General features: G+C 60.4%; 15 protein-coding genes and 1 pseudogene. 12 read left to right on the top strand and 4 right to left on the bottom strand.

The genetic code is table 11. The features are described 5' to 3' along the window. Positions 1–122 precede the first annotated feature (122 nt). The 3 genes from N2601_RS03590 (at position 123) to mgtE (ending at position 3,111) form a co-directional block, all read left to right on the top strand. Entirely contained in the window at positions 123–1,340 is a 1,218-nt protein-coding gene (locus tag N2601_RS03590; protein ID WP_104822471.1) for an MFS transporter, read from the top strand. Between the two features lie 10 nt (positions 1,341–1,350). Then, positions 1,351–1,539 carry a hypothetical protein gene (locus tag N2601_RS03585; RefSeq protein ID WP_158704428.1) on the top strand — a complete coding sequence of 63 codons (189 nt, stop codon included), beginning with the start codon at positions 1,351–1,353 and terminating at the stop codon, positions 1,537–1,539. Positions 1,540–1,737: 198 nt separating this feature from the next. Continuing rightward, positions 1,738–3,111 (top strand): magnesium transporter, encoded by a 1,374-nt coding sequence (gene mgtE, locus N2601_RS03580; RefSeq protein WP_104822470.1) that lies wholly within the window; start codon positions 1,738–1,740, stop codon positions 3,109–3,111. Between the two features lie 50 nt (positions 3,112–3,161). On the opposite strand, the gene N2601_RS03575 is transcribed toward mgtE, so the two are convergent. Then, positions 3,162–3,635 (bottom strand): Lrp/AsnC family transcriptional regulator, encoded by a 474-nt coding sequence (locus N2601_RS03575; RefSeq protein WP_104822469.1) that lies wholly within the window; start codon positions 3,633–3,635, stop codon positions 3,162–3,164. A 145-nt stretch (positions 3,636–3,780) separates the two neighbouring features. Here N2601_RS03575 and N2601_RS03570 point away from each other — a divergent pair, with 145 nt between their 5' ends. From N2601_RS03570 to N2601_RS03560, 3 genes are all read left to right on the top strand, one after another. After that, positions 3,781–4,683 carry a DMT family transporter gene (locus tag N2601_RS03570; RefSeq protein WP_104822468.1) on the top strand — a complete coding sequence of 301 codons (903 nt, stop codon included), beginning with the start codon at positions 3,781–3,783 and terminating at the stop codon, positions 4,681–4,683. 102 nt (positions 4,684–4,785) lie between these two features. Beyond that, positions 4,786–4,983: a type II toxin-antitoxin system VapB family antitoxin gene (locus N2601_RS03565; protein WP_104822467.1), complete on the top strand. Its 198-nt coding sequence runs from the start codon at positions 4,786–4,788 to the stop codon at positions 4,981–4,983. Then, positions 4,980–5,345, top strand: a complete 366-nt coding sequence (locus tag N2601_RS03560) for a type II toxin-antitoxin system VapC family toxin (RefSeq protein ID WP_104822466.1) — start codon at positions 4,980–4,982, stop codon at positions 5,343–5,345. The genes N2601_RS03565 and N2601_RS03560 overlap by 4 nt, the downstream gene beginning before the upstream one ends. 15 nt (positions 5,346–5,360) lie before the next feature. Here N2601_RS03560 and N2601_RS03555 read toward each other — a convergent pair whose 3' ends face one another. Further along, positions 5,361–5,894, bottom strand: coding sequence for a GNAT family N-acetyltransferase (locus N2601_RS03555; protein ID WP_311319438.1), 534 nt, complete (start codon positions 5,892–5,894; stop codon positions 5,361–5,363). Further along, a complete protein-coding gene (locus N2601_RS03550; RefSeq protein WP_104822465.1) occupies positions 5,894–7,558 on the bottom strand; it encodes an electron transfer flavoprotein-ubiquinone oxidoreductase in 1,665 nt (554 codons plus the stop codon). The genes N2601_RS03555 and N2601_RS03550 overlap by 1 nt, the downstream gene beginning before the upstream one ends. A gap of 285 nt (positions 7,559–7,843) precedes the next feature. Between N2601_RS03550 and N2601_RS03545 the strand changes: the two are divergent. From N2601_RS03545 to N2601_RS03520, 6 genes and pseudogenes are all read left to right on the top strand, one after another. Next, positions 7,844–8,633 (top strand): annotated as a pseudogene (locus tag N2601_RS03545) (SDR family oxidoreductase). Between the two features lie 431 nt (positions 8,634–9,064). Beyond that, positions 9,065–10,309 (top strand): efflux RND transporter periplasmic adaptor subunit, encoded by a 1,245-nt coding sequence (locus N2601_RS03540; protein WP_104822464.1) that lies wholly within the window; start codon positions 9,065–9,067, stop codon positions 10,307–10,309. Further along, positions 10,306–13,425: an efflux RND transporter permease subunit gene (locus tag N2601_RS03535; RefSeq protein WP_104822463.1), complete on the top strand. Its 3,120-nt coding sequence runs from the start codon at positions 10,306–10,308 to the stop codon at positions 13,423–13,425. Before N2601_RS03540 ends, N2601_RS03535 begins: the two co-directional genes overlap by 4 nt. Before the next feature lie 240 nt (positions 13,426–13,665). Next, positions 13,666–14,955 (top strand): Hsp70 family protein, encoded by a 1,290-nt coding sequence (locus N2601_RS03530; protein ID WP_104822462.1) that lies wholly within the window; start codon positions 13,666–13,668, stop codon positions 14,953–14,955. A 55-nt stretch (positions 14,956–15,010) separates the two neighbouring features. Beyond that, positions 15,011–15,901: a uracil-DNA glycosylase gene (locus N2601_RS03525; protein ID WP_104822461.1), complete on the top strand. Its 891-nt coding sequence runs from the start codon at positions 15,011–15,013 to the stop codon at positions 15,899–15,901. A 142-nt stretch (positions 15,902–16,043) separates the two neighbouring features. Then, positions 16,044–16,235 carry a hypothetical protein gene (locus tag N2601_RS03520; protein ID WP_104822460.1) on the top strand — a complete coding sequence of 64 codons (192 nt, stop codon included), beginning with the start codon at positions 16,044–16,046 and terminating at the stop codon, positions 16,233–16,235. Between the two features lie 396 nt (positions 16,236–16,631). On the opposite strand, the gene N2601_RS03515 is transcribed toward N2601_RS03520, so the two are convergent. After that, the gene (locus tag N2601_RS03515; RefSeq protein WP_104822459.1) at positions 16,632–17,507 is read right to left on the bottom strand and encodes a hypothetical protein; all 876 of its coding nucleotides are present in this window, start codon (positions 17,505–17,507) and stop codon (positions 16,632–16,634) included. Positions 17,508–17,544 lie beyond the last annotated feature (37 nt).

The raw sequence follows: 17,544 nt of genomic DNA, 5'->3' as shown, positions 1-17,544 counted from the left end.
TGAGGCATGTTCGTGTCTTTCCCGTCTTTTCATTCCGCATCGTGTGTCCGAGGCCGAACCCCGGTTTTCCCTGCCCGTTGCCCGCTTCGCGGCACTTTCTGCATCGCCGCCAAGGAGTTTTCGTGAGCGATATCGCCGTCGACCTCATCGATTCCCCATCCAGCCTCGAAGCCCCGTCGCGCACGGCGATCGCCCTTGTGACGCTGGCGCTTGCGGTCGGAAGCTTCGGCATCGGCACGGGCGAATTCGTCATCATGGGCCTGCTGCCCGAGGTCGCCGATACATTCGGCGTCACGACTCCGGAAGCAGGCCACGTCATCAGCGCCTATGCGCTCGGCGTCGTTGTCGGCGCGCCGATCATCGCCGTCCTTGCCGCCAAGATGGCGCGGCGCACGCTGCTTCTGCTGATGATGGCGATCTTTGCTGCCGGCAACATTTCCAGCGCCCTGGCGCCGACCTTCGAAAGCTTCGCGGCTCTGCGTTTCATCACCGGCCTGCCGCATGGCGCCTATTTCGGCGTTGCGGCGCTTGTGGCCGCCTCGATGGTACCGGTTCATCGCCGCGTACGTGCCGTCGGTCAGGTCATGCTCGGGCTCACCATCGCCACCCTGATCGGCACGCCGATCGCCACCTTCCTCGGCCAGCTTCTGAACTGGCGGGCAGCCTTCATGATGGTCGGCGGCGTCGGCCTCGTGACCATGCTGCTTATTGCCCTGTTCCTGCCCAAGGACAAGGTCGCGGAGGGCGCGAGCATCGCCCGCGAGCTAGGCGCCCTTCGCCGCATCCAGGTGTGGCTGACGCTCGGTATCGCCGCAGTCGGTTTCGGCGGCATGTTCTCGATCTTCAGCTATGTCGCGACGACGACGACGCAGGTTGCCGGCTTGGGAACGGGCATGGTGCCGATCGTGCTGGCGCTTTTCGGCATCGGCATGAATGTCGGCAATGTCGTCGGCTCGCGCTTGGGCGACCTGTCGCTAAAGGGCACGATCGGCGGCATGATGGTCTTCAACGTCGTCATCATGACGCTGTTTTCGCTGACGGCTACCAATCCGGTGATGCTCTGCCTCTGCGTCTTCCTCATCGGCTGCGGTTTTGCCGCCTGCCCAGCGGTGCAGACACGTCTTATGGATGTCGCGGCCGATGCGCAGACGCTGGCCGCCGCCTCCAACCATTCGGCCTTCAACATCGCCAATGCGCTCGGCGCCTGGCTTGGCGGCCTGGTGATCTCCTGGGGCTTCACCGCAGCGTCGACAGGCTATGTCGGCGCGGTGCTTTCTGTCTTCGGTCTGATCGTTTTCGGAATATCAGTCGCTTTGGAGCGCAACGGCCGTAACGCCTAAGACAGGCGACATGGAAAGCAAGGGTCGTTCTGGCCGGCTTCTGAACCCACTCATTCCCATCGATCGGCCGGGTGCACACCACCCGGCCGTCTACTTTTTTGACATTTTTGCAATAGCGATTGCTGCAACGCACAAGCCTTTAGCCGCCAAACGAAAAATTGCATGCGACATTATGGCATTAGCCGTCGGCGCCCCTTGACTTTTCGGCTCTTCGGAGCGACTTCTCCCGTGTGGGGAACCCGTGTTTTCCATACCGATTAACCGGAGCCATCTTACGATGCCTAGCGACAGTAGTAGTCGATTGCCTTTGCCGTCAGTGGCATTCGTGCTGTAACCGACTCCTGTCGGCTCGCCACGATCTGCCACGACGGCGGATCGACCGGAAAGGCGAGCTATAATGAATATCAACAGCTTCCCCATGCGGGCTGGCAATGCCGCTCGTGCATTTATTAATAATAATCGCGCCCTTACCATTGCAGAACGCGTTGAGTCGCTGAACGCGCTCGAGGCCAGCGAAGCCGCACGCATTCTGGTCAAGATGCCGGAGGAGCGGGCCGTTCGCATTCTCGATCGGCCGGAACTGCGCAACGCCGCTGCCATTCTCGAGGTCATGACCAATGCGGATGCCGCACGGCTGCTGCACGGCATGTCCAATGACCGCGTGGCCGACATTCTTCTCGAACTGGACGGCGACGCGCGCGCCCGGCTGTTTGCCACTCTTGACGAGCCGGTTCGTGTCGCAATCCAGGGCTTGATGGGTTATCCGCCGCGCACAGCCGGCGGCATCATGACGACGGAATTCGTTAGCGTGTTCGCCACCTGGACGGTTGCGCAGACGCTCGACCACGTGCGCCAGGTCGAGCGCTCCCGCGAAACGGTCTATGCGATCTATGTGCTCGACGACGACACCCACGTGCTGCTGCATGTCGTGACGCTGCGCCGTCTCATCACCGGCCAGCCCGATGCCTGCATTCTGACCGTGGCACAGAAGGGTACGCCGGTCACCGCGCCTGCGCTGATGAAGCAGGAGGATGTCGCCCGGCTGATCCGCCGACACGACCTGCTCGCTCTGCCGGTCGTCGACGAAAACGGCCTGATGCTCGGCATTGTGACGGTCGACGATGTCATCGATACGATGATCGCCGATACGACCGAAGCCGCACAGAAATTCGGCGGTATGGAAGCCCTCGGTCAGCCCTATATGAAGATCAGCTTCGCGGGCATGATCCGCAAGCGTGCCGGCTGGCTGGCCGCCCTCTTCCTCGGCGAAATGCTGACGGCCAGCGCCATGCAGCATTTCGAAGGCGAGTTGGAGAAGGCTGTCGTGCTGACGCTGTTCATCCCGCTGATCATGAGCTCGGGCGGCAATTCCGGCTCGCAGGCGACCTCGCTGATCATCCGGGCATTGGCGCTCGGCGAACTCAAGCTGTCCGATTGGTGGCGTGTCGCCTTACGCGAACTGCCGACCGGCATCGTGCTTGGCTCCATTCTGGGCCTCGTCGGCTTCGCCCGCATCGTGCTTTGGCAGACCATCGGTCTTTTCGACTATGGCCCGCACTGGCAGTTGGTCGGCGTTACCGTGTTCGCCGCCTTGATCGGCATCGTCATGTTCGGTTCGCTGGCCGGCTCCATGTTGCCCTTCGCGCTACAGAAGCTGCGCCTCGACCCGGCCAGTGCATCGGCGCCATTCGTCGCAACGCTGGTCGACGTCACCGGGCTGGTGATCTATTTCTCGGTCGCACTGCTGATCCTCAGTGGCACGATGCTTTGAGGACAATAAAATCTTGACTACGAAAGGGCCGGCGACGGCCCTTTTCATTTTCAATCCGGCTGCGGCAGCTTGAGGGCGCCGTTGGTCTTGATGCTGCGGATCGCGAAATTCGAGCGCAGGTCGGAGACGCCGGGGAGCGTCAGAAGCTTTTCCGACATCACCTTCTCATAGGCGGCCAGATCCGCGACGACAACTTCCGCCAGAAAATCCGCTGCTCCCGAAATCAAGTGGCAGGAGACGATTTCGGGAATAGCGAGCAGCGCTGCCTGCTGCGCCTCCGAATTTTCCTTGGAGTGATGCCCAACCTTGAGCTCGACGAAAACCGTCAGCCCGAGGCCAGCCTCCTTGCGGTCGATATCGGCGCGATAGCCGCGCAGCAGCCCCGATTTTTCCAGATTGCGAATGCGCCTCAAACAGGGTGATGGCGAGAGATTCACGCGCTCGGCAATCTCGACATTGGTGGCGCGCGCATCCTCCTGCAGGCAGTTGAGGATGGCAATATCAAATTTATCCAGTTTTGGCATTTTTGCGAAGCTTTATATTCCAGATTGGCAAATTATTGCTCATAGCATGTTCTACGAGCCATAACTAGCAAGGACGTGCCTCGGCTTTCGGCGCTATCTTTTCTTCAACCGGATGATGATCCGGACGGTTCGAAAGGATACGTCGATGACTGCTTTGACACTCTCCTCCCGCAAAACGATGCCTGCCACAATCGGTTATGCAGGCGCCATCGTTACGGTCTTGATCTGGGCCAACTGGATTCTTGCCACCCGCCACACCGCGGAAACGCAGATGGGCACGATCGACCTCGGCCTGATCCGCTATGGTATTCCGGCATTGGTGCTTTCTCCCGTCTGGCTGCGGACCGGGCTGCTGCCCAAGGGCGTGTCGCTGAAGCTATTGGCACTGATGGTCTGCGGCGCCGGCGCGCTCTTCTTCCAGTTGACGACCTTCGCAATCCACTCCACGCCCGCCGCTTCGGCCGGTATTCTGCTTGGCGGCTCCATGCCGCTGGCGGCTGCGCTTATTGGCGTGTTGCTGTTTCGCGAGCGGCCCGACATCACCCGCTGGCTCGGCCTCGGCGGTATTGTCGCCGGCGTCGTCATCCTCCTGGCGCGCAGTCTTTCCGGCGTGGAGATGTCCTGGATCAGCTTCACACTTCTGCCGCTCGGCGCTTTGCTCTGGGCCGGCTACACCCACGCGTTCCGCCGCTCCGGCCTGAACGCCATCCAGGCAAGCGCCATCATCGCCATCTGGTCGTTCCTTATTCATGTCGGCCTGGCTCTGATCTTCGGCAGCTCGCTCGCCTCTATCCCGCTGCCGGAAATCGGCCTGCAGGTCGTCAGCCAGGGCCTGCTTTCCGGCCTCGCCGCCACGCTCGCCTACGGTCTCGCCGTCCAGGCTCTTGGCGGCACACAAGCTGCAGCCTTCACCGCCATCACGCCCGTTCTCGCCACCTTCGGCGGCGGGCTGCTGCTTGGCGAACCGATCGGTGCTGCTGAAATTGCAGCGGCGGTTGTCACGGGTATGGGCGTCGCGCTTTCGACGGGAGTTTTGTCGAGGAAGTGAATACGGCGATCAGGACGATGAATTGAAGGCTGCCCTCGGGCAGCCTTCCGCGTTGATAGCGGCATCATCTGATGCTAATTTTGATGACAAAGGAGCATGTTAATGCGGACCACAGTAACCATTGATGACAAATTGCTCGCGGATGCGCGCGAAGTCACGGAATTGGCTGAGACCTCAGCGATCGTGCGCGAGGCGTTGAAAGCGCTTATCGAGCGAGAAGCTGCCAGAACGCTTATACGCCTTGGCGGCACGGAACCAGATATTGCGGCCCCTCCTCGTCGTCGGTTTGGTGTCGAATGATCTTGGTCGATACGTCGATTTGGATCGATCATTTTCATTCGCTGGACGCTAAACTTCAGTCTTTATTGGAGCAGAAACAGGTTCTCATCCATCCCTTCGTGATCGGTGAGATCAGCCTCGGAAACCTGAGGCAATATGATCTTGTTATGAGAAGTCTGAGCCGGTTGTATCAGATTTCAAAGGCGCCAGATGATGACGTTCTTTATTTTATCCGGAGCAATAGATTACAAGGTATGGGCATTGGCTATGTCGATGCTCACCTGGCGGCGGCGGCAATATTGACACCTGGCACCTATCTCTGGACGCGCGACAAGCGGCTACAGCGCGTTGCCGAAAATCTCAGGATTGCCGCGTTGTTGTAGCCGGAAAAGCCCTGCTCAGAACCACAGCGCCATGGCGACCCGCCTTTCGGGATCGCCGCCATGGTCGATCTCGAATTTTAGAATCTCAAAAAGCCCCGCCGGCATCTCAGGCTCATCCAGCACTCGAAATCCAAGCGAGGTGTAAAACGGCGCGTTGAACGGCACATAACGATCTGTCGTCAGTGTGACACCTGATGCGCCCCGCATCCGCGCCGCCTCGATCATGCCCAGCATCAGGCGCCGCCCGACGCCCTTTCGCTGCCAACGCTGCATGACGTCGATCTCCATGACATAGACTGTGTCATAAAGCTCGGCCCCGGCGGCGAAGGCGAAGGGTTGGTCCAGATGGTCCACCGCCACGAACAGCAGCTTCGCATCGAGCGACGTCTCCAGCTTCTGGCGCGGCACGGTCCTGCCATCATCCTCCCTGCCGAGCGCACGCCCGAGGGTTGCGAAGGCATCGATCTCGATTTCCGCCATACACTCCAGGTCAGCAGAGCGGGCGAGGCGGATTGCGTATGCGTCTCGCCCGATCTCTCCCATGGTCATCACATATTCGGATAGACTGGCCCCTCGCCGCCCTGCGGCGGCACCCAGTTGATGTTCTGGTTGGGGTCCTTGATGTCGCAGGTCTTGCAGTGCACGCAGTTCTGGGCGTTGATGACGAAGATGTCCTTGCCGTCCTTTTCCACCCATTCATAGACGCCGGCCGGACAGTAGCGCGTCGACGGGCCGGCATAGATGTCGTGCTCCGAGCGCTTCTGCAGGTCCATGTCCTTGACCTTGAGATGCACCGGCTGGTCTTCCTCATGATTGGTGTTCGACAGGAACACCGACGAGAGACGATCGAAGGTCAGAACGCCATCCGGCTTTGGATAGGCGATCGGCTTGTGCTGGGCGGCCGGCTCCAGTGACTGCGCATCGGTCTTGCCGTGTTTCAGCGTGCCGAAGAAGGAAAAGCCGAACAGCGTGTTCGTCCACATGTCGAGACCGCCAAGCGCCACGCCTATCGCCGTGCCGAACTTCGACCACAGCGGCTTGACGTTGCGGACCTTCTTCAGGTCGCGGCCGATATCCGTCTGGCGCCATTCGTTCTCGATCTCGATCACCTCGTCATTGGCGCGGCCGGCGGCAATTGCTGCGGCGATCTTGTCGGCCGCCAGCATGCCCGACAGCACCGCATTGTGGCTGCCCTTGATGCGCGGCACGTTGACGAAACCGGCCGAACAGCCGATCAGCGCCCCGCCGGGGAAGGAAAGCTTCGGCACCGACTGGTAACCGCCTTCGGTGATGGCGCGCGCCCCATAGGAGAGGCGTTTGCCGCCCTCGAAGGTGGAGCGGATCGCCGGGTGCGTCTTGAAGCGCTGGAATTCCTCGAAGGGATAGAGATAGGGGTTCTTGTAATTGAGGTGCACGACGAAGCCGACGGCGACGAGATTGTCTTCGAGGTGATAGAGGAACGAGCCGCCGCCGGTCTTCATGCCCAAAGGCCAGCCGAAGGAGTGCTGCACCAGGCCCTGTTTGTGGTGCTCGGGCTTAACCTGCCAGAGTTCCTTGAGGCCGATGCCGAACTTCGGTACGTCACGTCCCTCATCGAGCTTGAACCTGGCAATGAGCTGCTTGGCAAGCGAACCGCGCACGCCTTCGCCGATCAGCACGTATTTGCCGAGCAGCGCCATGCCGCGGGTATAGTTCGGGCCGGGCTCGCCGTTCTTTTCGATACCCATGTCGCCAGTGGCAACACCGATGACGGCACCTTCGTCATTGTAAAGCACTTCGGTGGCGGCAAAGCCGGGATAGATCTCGACACCGAGGGCCTCCGCCTTTTCGGCGAGCCAGCGACAGACGTTGCCGAGCGAGACGATATAATTGCCGTGATTGTTCATCAGCGGCGGCATCAGCGCGTTCGGCAGGCGGACGGAGCCGGCCGGTCCGAGCACCAGGAAATGATCGTCCGTCACCTTGGTCTTGAAAGGATGGCCGTCTTCTTGGCGCCAGCCGGGCAGCAGGCGGTCGATGCCGATGGGATCGACAACGGCACCCGACAGGATATGGGCGCCGACTTCCGCGCCCTTCTCGAGCACGACGACGGTCAGATCGGGATTGACCTGCTTCAGACGGATCGCCGCCGCAAGACCAGCCGGCCCCGCTCCGACGATCACCACGTCGAATTCCATGCTTTCCCGTTCTGGCAGCTCGCTAGCGTCGGTCATTCACTCTGTCTCCCATTGGCCAGGCTCCGATTGGTGGCGCGCGGCCTTGTCCCTTTTTGGACGTCTTCCCGTTTCGGCTATCTCTTGTCAAAACGGGAGAGGATTGTCGAGCCGGGAAGCGACAGCCGATCCTCCAATTCGCACAACCGGCCCGGAAATTATATTCCCCTTACGTCAACGTCAATATCTAGCTGCTTTCGCTTGCCGTTTATCGGCTTTCAAAAAGCGTTCCCGGCATTCTATAAAACCCATGGAAATATTCGGTCAGCGTAAAGGATGAACAAGATGGATCTCGGCATCAAAGGAAAGCGGGCACTGGTTCTGGCTTCGTCCAAGGGGCTTGGCCACGGCATTGCCATGGCGCTGGCACGCGAGGGGGCGAATGTCCTGCTTTGCGGCCGTAGCGGCGAGAGGCTGGAGAGCAATTGCAAGGCCATCAACGCCGAAGGGAAAGGTCGGGCCGATTGGATCTGGGCCGATCTCAACGACGAGATGTTCGTCGAGACCGTCAGCAAGGCCGTGACCGACAAGCTCGGCGGCCTCGACATCCTCGTCAACAATACCGGCGGGCCAACCCCGGGAACGTCGGAAGATATGACCGCCGACCGGCTGGAAACCTATTTCCTATCGATGGTGGCGCGGGTCATCACACTGACCAATGCGCTGCTTCCCGGCATGAAGGCACAAGGTTGGGGACGCATCCTGACCGTTGCCTCCTCCGGCATCATCGAACCGATCCCTAATCTGGCACTTTCCAATACGCTGCGTCCCGCGCTTGCCGGTTGGAGCAAGACATTGGCGGGCAGAGGTAGCGGCGCATGGCATTACCGTGAATATGCTGTTGCCGGGCAGCATCGCCACCGACCGGCTGGCCGACCTTGACAGCGCAGCGGCCAAACGTACCGGCAAAAACCTGGAGGACATCCAAGCCGAGCGGCAACAACGCATTCCCGCCGGCCGCTACGGCTCGATCGAAGAATTCGCGGCGACGGCCGCCTTTCTTTGCAGCGAACCTGCAAGCTATGTCACGGGTTCGATGATCCGCTGCGACGGCGGCGCGGCGCGCTCGCTCTGAGGACAAAAGCGGCGAACGAGGGACTTCGCCTTTGGAGGCGCGGTCCGCCCGAACACAATTACGTGAGAAACAGATAGGCTAATATTGGGCTTCAACCCTCCCGTTTCCGGGTGGGTAAGGGCAAAAGATCAGCATTGCCGCGCTTTTATTACAGAACGGCAATCAAAAAATAGTCATTTCGGCCATTTATTGCACTGCAAACGAAAGCATACCGGCAAAGCTTTCCAACTGTTAATTTTTCACCCTGTCGAACAGGTGGTAGGTTACTGCGAACTAGCGTTCATCAATACACGTTATAGGGACAGAATACCGAACGTTAGCGGTAACGGCGATGTGATGGGTGATGGCAGAACGCGTCTTTTGTGCGTTGCAACAAACCCGCCTCGAGGTCACCGCATTTTCCTGCAACTCGCCTCGACCGGTTTTTAAATATGAAGAAATTTTGGCTCTCTCTCGGCCTTCTCGTTGTCGCAGCTCTTGCAGTCTGGAGCTACCGTGACCGTATCCCCTTTATGTCCGCTTTGGTCGACAAAGCATCCGCCAAGACCGAGGATAGCAGCAAGGCAGCGGATGCCGGCGGCCACGGCAAGCGTCAGATCGCGCCCCAGGTGGTCAAGACCGTGGCAGTCACGAAAACGACGCTCCCCAACGACGTAACCGCCACCGGCTGGGCTGATGCGCAGGACACGACGACGATTGCCGCGCAGGAATCCGGTATCATCACCTCGATTGAAGCTCAGGATGGCGCCATGATCAAGGCCGGCGACCTGATCGCAAAGCTCGATCCGCGCACGGCCCAGGCCTCCGTCGATAAGGACCAGGCAAACCTTATCAAGGACCAGGCGACGCTCACGGAAACCGAAGCGGCCCTGACGCGGGCCAAGACCCTTCTCAACGGAGCCGGCACGCAGCAGACGGTAGACCAGGCCGTCGCGGCGCGCGACACGGCCGCCGCAACGGTCAATGGCGACAAGGCACAGCTCGCATCCGATCAGGTGCTGCTCGAACACACCGAAATCCGCGCGCCCTATGATGGCCGTCTCGGCGATGTCACCCTCAGCGTCGGTGCTTATGTGAGCCCCGGCACGGCCATCGTATCGATCGCCCAATACGATCCGATCTACGTCAAGTTCCACCTGCAGGAGAGCCATTTGCGCGAACTGGAGGAAGCGATGAAGGCCGGGACCGTTCCCGTCAGCACCGTGCCCCGGTCGGCTGAGGGCAAGTCGCGCCAAGGCGCCATGAGCTTCTATGACAACCAGGTCGATGCCGCATCCGGCACGATCCTCGCCAAGGCGAAGTTCAACAATGCCAACGGCGCCATCTGGCCCGGCCAGTCGGTCAACATCGTCGTACACTTCAACGACAACCAGCCTGTTCTCGTCACGCCGACGGTTGCGATCAGCCCCGGCCCCGATGGCTTCTTTGCCTTTGTCGTCAAGGACAACAAGGTGCACATGACGCCGGTCACCGTCGCGCGCCAGAACGGCGGGTACACTGCGATCGCCAAGGGCCTTTCGGAGGGCGACCATGTCGTGACCGAGGGACAGGTGCAGTTGAACGATGGCCAGAGCGTGAACGAGCAATTCAGCGATGCCACGCCGCAGAAAGTCGCCTCGGCTGACGATCAGTCGGGTCAGAAAACCGAAACGATTTCTGTCGGAGCGCAGCAATGATCCCCAGCTTCTGCATCAGCCGGCCGGTCGCGACGACGCTTCTGGCCTTGGGGGTGGTCATGGCAGGCTGGGCGGGCTATCGCCTCGTGCCCGTTGCCGCCTTGCCGCAGGTCGACTTTCCGACCATCAACGTCACTGCGCAGCTAACAGGTGCTTCGCCGCAGACCATGGCGACTTCGGTTTCGACGCCGCTGATCAAGCAGTTCGAGACCATCCCGGGCATCAGCGAAATCTCCTCGACGAACTCGCTCGGCAACACCAGCATCGTGCTGCAATTCGACCTGAACCGCGATATCGACGCGGCTGCGGCTGACGTTCAGGCGGCAATCTCGCACGCGACTCGGCAATTGCCCGATAACCTGACCGTGCCGCCGAGCTATCGCAAGACCAACCCGGCCGATGCGCCGGTCATGCTGCTGGCGGTGCAGAGCGATACGATGCCGCGCAGCAAGCTTGATGAAATCGCCGAAGACATCATCTCGCCGTCGCTGTCCACTCTTCCCGGCGTGGCGGAAGTGACGGTGTTCGGCGCCCAAACCTATGCCGTGCGCGTCGAAGTCGATCCCGCCAAGCTGCAGGACCGCAGCATCGGCATCGATACTGTCAACAATGCGCTGGTCAACGCCAACAGCCAGGTTCCGGTGGGCACTCTGCAGAACAATTCGCAGAGCATGACCATCAACTCCGATACGCAGCGCACCAATGCTGCGGAGTTCCGTTCGCTTGTCATCGCCAACCCGAACGGCGCGCCGATCCATCTCAGCGATGTCGCGGACGTTCAGGACAGCGTGGAAAATACCAATGCCGGCTCCTGGTATGACGGCAAGCGGGCGATCATTCTTGCCATCCAGCGCCAGCCGGATGCCAATACGGTCGATGTGGTCGACGCCATCAACGCCAAACTGCCGCAACTACACGCGGAAATCCCGGCCTCGGTGAAGACGACCGTTATGAACGATTCGGCTCAGCCGATCCGCGACGCGATTTCAGACGTCAAATTCACGCTGATGCTGACGATCGGCCTCGTCGTGCTGGTCATCTATCTCTTCACCGGTCACGTTACGGCAACGATCATACCCGGCCTCGCCGTGCCGCTGTCGCTGATCGCGACCTTCGGCATGATGTATATTCTCGGATACAGCATCGATAATATCTCGCTGCTCGGATTGACACTCGCGGTCGGTCTCGTGGTGGACGACGCCATCGTCATGCTCGAGAACATATTGCGACATGTCGAAGAGGGCATGCCGGTGCTGCAGGCGGCGCTCAAGGGCTCGGCGGAAGTCAGCTACACGATCATATCGATGTCGATTTCGCTAATCGCCGTGTTCATTCCGATCCTGCTGATGGGCGGCGTCGTCGGCCGTATCTTCAACGAGTTCGGCATGGTCGTCGCCATCGCCATCGTGTCTTCCGCGATCGTATCGCTCACCGTCACCCCCATGCTCAGCTCGCGCCTGTCGGCGGGCCATGGAGAGCCCCCCTATCCGGTGCGTCTCTTCAACGCCGGCTTCGACTGGACCCAGCGCGGCTACGACAAAGGCGTCGCCTGGTGTCTTCGCCACCGCGGCACGGTGCTCCTGAGCTTCCTCGGCTCGGTTGCCCTCTCGGCATACCTCTTCATGGTCCTGCCGGCGAGCTTCTTCCCGACGGAAGATATCGGCCGCCTGACGATCTCGACGCAGGCCCGCCAGGATATTTCCTATCCGGCGATGCAGGACCTGCAGAACCAGGCTGCAGCACTCGTAAAACAGAATCCGGCCGTCGCTCACGTCATGTCGATCGTCGGCGGCAATGCGCGTCAGCCGCTTAATAACGGCACGATGTATGTCGAGCTGAAGGCAAAGGATCAGCGGGAGCCGCTGGACAATACCCTACGGGAGCTGCGCGCCAGCATCAGCAAGATTGCCGGCCTGAAGGCCTATATCACGCCCCAGCAAAGCCTCCGCTTCGGTGGCCGTCAGACCGCCAGCCAGTATCAGCTCGTCGTCCAGGCGCTCAGCGCCGACCAGACCAATCTCTGGGCCAATAAGATCGAGGATGCGATGCGCCGCGACCCGCGCTTCACGGACGTCGCCTCGGACGAGCAGAACAATGCATTGCAGGCCAATATCGTCGTCGATACCGAAAAGGCAGCGCAATACGGGATCAACAACAATCAGTTGCGCACGTCGCTGGAAGAAGGCTTCGGCGGTTATACCGCGGCACAGATCCAGTCGACCGGCGACAGCTATGACGTGATTGTCGAGTTCGATACCAGCAAGCCCTGGGACGACCAGAAGCTACAGGAAATCCAGATTGCTTCCGCAAGCGGAGCCCTGGTGCCCCTATCGAACTTCGCCCATGTCCAGCGCACGACCGGCCCCGTCACCATCAACCAGACCGGCCAGCTCGTTTCGACCACTGTTTCCTTCAACCTGCCAGCCGGCGAAGCACTCGGCGACGCAACGGCGCAGATCGAGCAGATCAAGAAGGATCTCAACATGCCGGCGGACGTCTTCACGTCCTACGGCGGTACCGCCCAGATCTTCCAGCAGTCGCAGGGCAGCACGCCTTACCTGATCCTTGCCGCCGTGCTGACGATCTATGTGGTTCTCGGCGTTCTCTACGAGAGCTTCATCCATCCGCTGACCATTCTTTCCGGCCTGCCGGCCGCCGCTCTCGGCGCCCTGCTTGCCCTGAAAGTTTTCGGCTTCGACCTGTCGATCATCGCGCTCATCGGCTTGCTGATGCTGATCGGTATCGTCAAGAAAAACGCGATCATGATGATCGACGTGGCGCTGGAAACGCTTCGATCGACCCCCGGCATATCGCCGGCGGAAGCGATCCATGAAGCCTGCGTGCGCCGTTTCCGTCCGATCATGATGACGACCTTCTGCGCCCTGCTCGGCGCGCTGCCGATCGCCGTCGGTGGCGGCGCCAGCTCGGAACTGCGCCAACCGCTCGGTATTGCCGTCGTCGGCGGCCTTGTCGTCTCGCAGATCCTGACGCTGTTCATCACGCCGGTCATCTTCCTCGAAATGAACCGTCTGAACGACTTCGTCGGTCGTCTTGGCAAGCGCAAGGAAAAGCATCAGCACGAAGAAGAAACGCCGACCGCAATCGCGGCCGAATGATACCAGACGGGCGCCTCGCGGCGCCCGTTTTACTTTGGCGTGATCCAAAACCCGAGACCGCGCAGCGAAAACTGCGAAGCGATTTTCGGATAAGGTCATTGCGAAACAAATGCTCTCTCACGTCTTGCGCTTACAATTCAGCCATGCCATGACGCGCCCTCTTTACGACAAGGGCGCGTCTCGCGTTCCATAAGGGGCGTTGCCCCATTCCAAAAAATTTCAGCAGAAGGGAGTGCGGGCATGGCTCGAGCGCTTGGTTTCGACTTCGGCACAACGAACACGGTTTTGGCGCTCGCCGATGGCCCGGCGACACAATCGGTCGCCTTCACCAGTGTCGCCGGCACCGCCGACAGCATGCGCACGGCCCTGTCCTTCATGAAGGATCCGGGACTGGGTGCTGCGGCGCTGAAGGTCGAGGCTGGGCATGCTGCCATCCGGCAGTTCATCGACAATCCCGGCGATTGCCGCTTTCTGCAATCCATCAAAACCTTTGCGGCCAGTGCGCTTTTCCAGGGCACGCTGGTCTTTGCCAAGCGCCACACCTTCGAGGATCTGATGGAGATCTTCGTGCGCCGGCTGCGCGCCTATGCCGGCGATGCTTGGCCGACGGATGTCGGCCGCATCGTCACAGGACGGCCGGTGCATTTTGCTGGCGCCAACCCGGATGCATCCCTCGCCACTGCCCGATATAACGCGGCACTGGCGCGCTTCGGCTTTCCTGAAATCCATTACGTCTACGAACCTGTGGCCGCGGCTTTCTATTTCGCCCAGCATCTGAAAACGGATGCGACCGTGCTGGTGGCCGATTTCGGCGGCGGCACCACCGACTATTCGCTGATCCGCTTCGAGACCCATGGCGGAAAGCTGACGGCGACCCCGATCGGCCATTCCGGCGTCGGCATTGCCGGCGATCACTTCGACTTCCGGATGATCGACAACATCGTTTCGCCGGCGATCGGCAAAGGCAGCCTCTTCAAAAGCTTCGACAAGCTGCTGGAAGTGCCCACTTCCTATTACGCCAATTTCGGCCGCTGGAACCAGCTATCGATCTTCAAGACCTCGCGCGAATATGCCGATCTGAAGACGCTGGTGCGCAGCAGCCTGGAGCCGGAAAAGCTCGAGACCTTTATCGAGCTCGTCGAACACGATGAGGGCTATCCGCTCTATCAGGCCGTGTCGGCGACGAAGATGGCGCTTTCGGCGGAAGAGGAAGCGGAATTCAACTTCCCGCCGCTCGGCAAGGCCGGCCGCAGGACCGTGCGCCGCAGCGATTTCGAAAGCTGGATCGCCGACGATCTCTCCCGCATCGAAGGCGCGCTGGATGACGTGCTGGCGACCACCAACACATTGCCGGGGAGCATCGACAAGGTGTTCCTCACCGGCGGCACCTCTTTCGTGCCGGCGGTGCGCCGCATCTTTACCGAACGCTTCGGTCAGGAACGGATCGAAACCGGCGGCGAGCTGCTGTCGATCGCCCACGGCCTTGCCTTGATCGGCGAGCGCGATGACATCAGCCAGTGGACGGCGTGAGGGTAGAGAACACCCTCCCCTTTCGTTCTTCCGCCGCTTTGGTTAGAGTTCGTCCATGATCTCCGCCAACGACCTCACTCCGGCTGAACTTGCCGCCCTTCTGCATTTTCATGCGGATGCCGGCGTCGAATGGCTGCTCGAAGAGGAGGCCGTTGATCGCTTTGCCGAATTCGCGGCGATGAAGGCCGCTCGCCAAGGCACCCGGCCAGCAGCCCAGCCGCGTGCCGAGACACCACCGCCTGCGACACGACCCGCGGCGCAGCCGGAACGTCGCCAGGCCGCGCAGCCTGTCGCTGCACCGATGTCGCCGCGAAGCGCACCCGCCATCCCCGACGAGCAGGCCGTCGAACAGGCCCGGTTCGCCGCCGAAAGCGCCCGGTCATTGAACGAACTCAAGACCGCGCTGGAAGCGTTCAATAGCTGCAATCTGAAAAACAGCGCACGCTCGACCATCTTCGCCAGCGGCAGTGCCGAAGGCCGGGTCATGGTGATCGGCCCGATGCCCAGCGCCGACGACGACCGCGAAGGCCTGCCCTTTGCCGGACGAACCGGACAATTGCTTGACAAGATGCTGGGCGCCATCGGTCTGCAGCGCGACGGCATCCTGCTCACCAATGTCATTCCGTGGCGGCCGCCAGGCAACCGTGCGCCGTCGGCGCCGGAAGTCGAGATATGCCGCCCCTTCATCGAGCGGCAGATCGCGCTCGCGGAGCCGAAAGCCCTGCTGCTGCTCGGCAATTTCACCGCTCGTCACTTCTTCGAAAGCAACGAAACTATTCACGGCCTGCGCGGACAATGGCGGGAAGTGACGATAGCCGGCCGGACGATACCGGCAATCGCCAGCCTCCACCCCCAGGAACTGTTGACTGCGCCGATCAATAAGCGCTTGGCTTGGAACGATCTTTTGACCTTCAAAAGTCGGATCGACGCCGGAGATTCGGACTAATTTTTCACCAATATTAACGGAAGATGAAACTTGTTATGCATTCTTTGCATGGCAGTCTTCCAGTCGTGTGCATTGCGGAATCAATGCTGCATTGCAATATATCCGGTGTGTCTTGGGAGGAAATTTGAAAGGAACCAAGGCCATGACTGCTCGTTTCCGTCCTATCCATAGCGGATTTGATACCCTGCGCCGCGTCATCGTACCCGTGCGCGCCACCAGTGGCCATCGCAGCCTCGGCATTGCCGCCAATGAGCAGATGACTGCTCGCGGCACCGGTATCTCCGCTCGGGTTGCTCGTCCGACCGCTATATTCGCCGATTTCCGCGAGTGCTAACCAATGAAAAGCTGAGGCAAATCAAGGCTTCGCCTTGTCATTTGCAGATGCTTGATATTCCAAAGCGAGTATGAAGTTCCGCGAAATTCGCGACAGCATCGTGTATGATTTTGTTTCAGGGGTGACATCGTGTCTTTAGGTTTGCGTTCTTTTTTCACTCTTCTCGATTCCGTGGGACATATCGGCTCCGCGGTGCGCGCAGCAGAGGAATTCGAGCGCTCCCGCAGCCTGCGCAAGGCCGATCAGCGCGAGCTGAGCCCCGCACGTACAGTGGCTGCAAGCATCCCCCTATAGGTTTGGAAAGAGCGAGGTCGATGATCCCGCTCTTTTTTCGGATTTTCATAATAGATTTTCATGAAGAGCAGCGCCGGGCCTAGCCCGGCGTTTTTTTGCGGTTCATTGTTCCGAAACCGCCTGCGCCGCCATCCATTGCGCCCACGCAAAAGCTTCATCCACGGCAGCCAGTTTCACTGCCTGCCAGCGGCAATATTCGTCCAGGAAGTCGCGAGACATCCAAAGGCGCGTCTTTTTCGGTTCGTCATACCAGCCCAGACTGCCGCCATCGGCAGCCTTGCGCAAAAGGCGCTGCAAATGGGTGCGCGACATCATGAACTGCGCAGCGATTGCCCGCGTATCGATGCGGCCGAGATTGACGCGTCCGTCTACTTCCGTACCCAGGTCCACCCGAGAGACGAGATGGTCCATCACCAGCCCCCCTGCTTCCGTCCAGAGAAACAAGCCGACACGCTCCGGCGGCTCGCGCCAGGCGGTCGTCTCCAGACAGCGGCGCGCCATGCGCGGCTGCGCCACGTCGACCAGTACCGGATGGGCGGCAAGCGTCGCGGCGCGGTTCCCATTGTCGAGTAGGTCAAGCGCGGCGAGATTGGCGAGATACCAGCTGATCATTGCGGTGTGGCTGACCTCGGCCGGCGCATAGCGGCGGGGACGCCGGACAACGCCAGGGGCGGGCATGAGGAAGCGATAGGTCAGCAGTTCCTCGATATAGCTCAGCACGGTGTTGCGGCTTGCGACGCGGTATTGCGTGATGACATCGCGAAGCTTGACGACGGTCAGACCAGAGCCGGGTATGGCCGGATCATATTCGAGATGAAGAGCATAGGCCGTCTGGGTCAAAAGCCAGCGCTGATGCGAGGCCAACAGGCGTGCGATCCGCGGGCCGCTGTCGTAGCGATCCCGCAAAGCCTGGGCCAGGAAACGCAGGGAGGGGACGAATTCGGGATGGCAAGCAAGTTGCTCGACGGAAAAGCTCAATCGGGCCTCCTTATGGCGCCCTTCTAAAATACAAAAC

It is taken from the genome of Rhizobium sp. CB3060 (genome assembly GCF_025200735.1).
In the GTDB taxonomy this organism is placed as follows: Bacteria; Pseudomonadota; Alphaproteobacteria; order Rhizobiales; family Rhizobiaceae; genus Rhizobium.
The sequence above is the reverse complement of the archived record's forward strand: the minus strand, read 5'-3'. Positions and strand labels throughout refer to the sequence as shown.

Bases quoted from the DNA above. Each gene is read 5' to 3' on its own strand.
- N2601_RS03585 (WP_158704428.1), top strand. From the start codon at position 1,351: ATGGAAAGCAAGGGTCGTTCTGGCCGGCTTCTGAACCCACTCATTCCC.
- mgtE (WP_104822470.1), top strand. From the start codon at position 1,738: ATGAATATCAACAGCTTCCCCATGCGGGCTGGCAATGCCGCTCGTGCA.
- N2601_RS03575 (WP_104822469.1), bottom strand. From the start codon at position 3,635: ATGCCAAAACTGGATAAATTTGATATTGCCATCCTCAACTGCCTGCAG.
- N2601_RS03570 (WP_104822468.1), top strand. From the start codon at position 3,781: ATGACTGCTTTGACACTCTCCTCCCGCAAAACGATGCCTGCCACAATC.
- N2601_RS03565 (WP_104822467.1), top strand. From the start codon at position 4,786: ATGCGGACCACAGTAACCATTGATGACAAATTGCTCGCGGATGCGCGC.
- N2601_RS03560 (WP_104822466.1), top strand. From the start codon at position 4,980: ATGATCTTGGTCGATACGTCGATTTGGATCGATCATTTTCATTCGCTG.
- N2601_RS03555 (WP_311319438.1), bottom strand. From the start codon at position 5,894: ATGACCATGGGAGAGATCGGGCGAGACGCATACGCAATCCGCCTCGCC.
- N2601_RS03550 (WP_104822465.1), bottom strand. From the start codon at position 7,558: ATGACCGACGCTAGCGAGCTGCCAGAACGGGAAAGCATGGAATTCGAC.
- N2601_RS03540 (WP_104822464.1), top strand. From the start codon at position 9,065: ATGAAGAAATTTTGGCTCTCTCTCGGCCTTCTCGTTGTCGCAGCTCTT.
- N2601_RS03535 (WP_104822463.1), top strand. From the start codon at position 10,306: ATGATCCCCAGCTTCTGCATCAGCCGGCCGGTCGCGACGACGCTTCTG.
- N2601_RS03530 (WP_104822462.1), top strand. From the start codon at position 13,666: ATGGCTCGAGCGCTTGGTTTCGACTTCGGCACAACGAACACGGTTTTG.
- N2601_RS03525 (WP_104822461.1), top strand. From the start codon at position 15,011: ATGATCTCCGCCAACGACCTCACTCCGGCTGAACTTGCCGCCCTTCTG.
- N2601_RS03520 (WP_104822460.1), top strand. From the start codon at position 16,044: ATGACTGCTCGTTTCCGTCCTATCCATAGCGGATTTGATACCCTGCGC.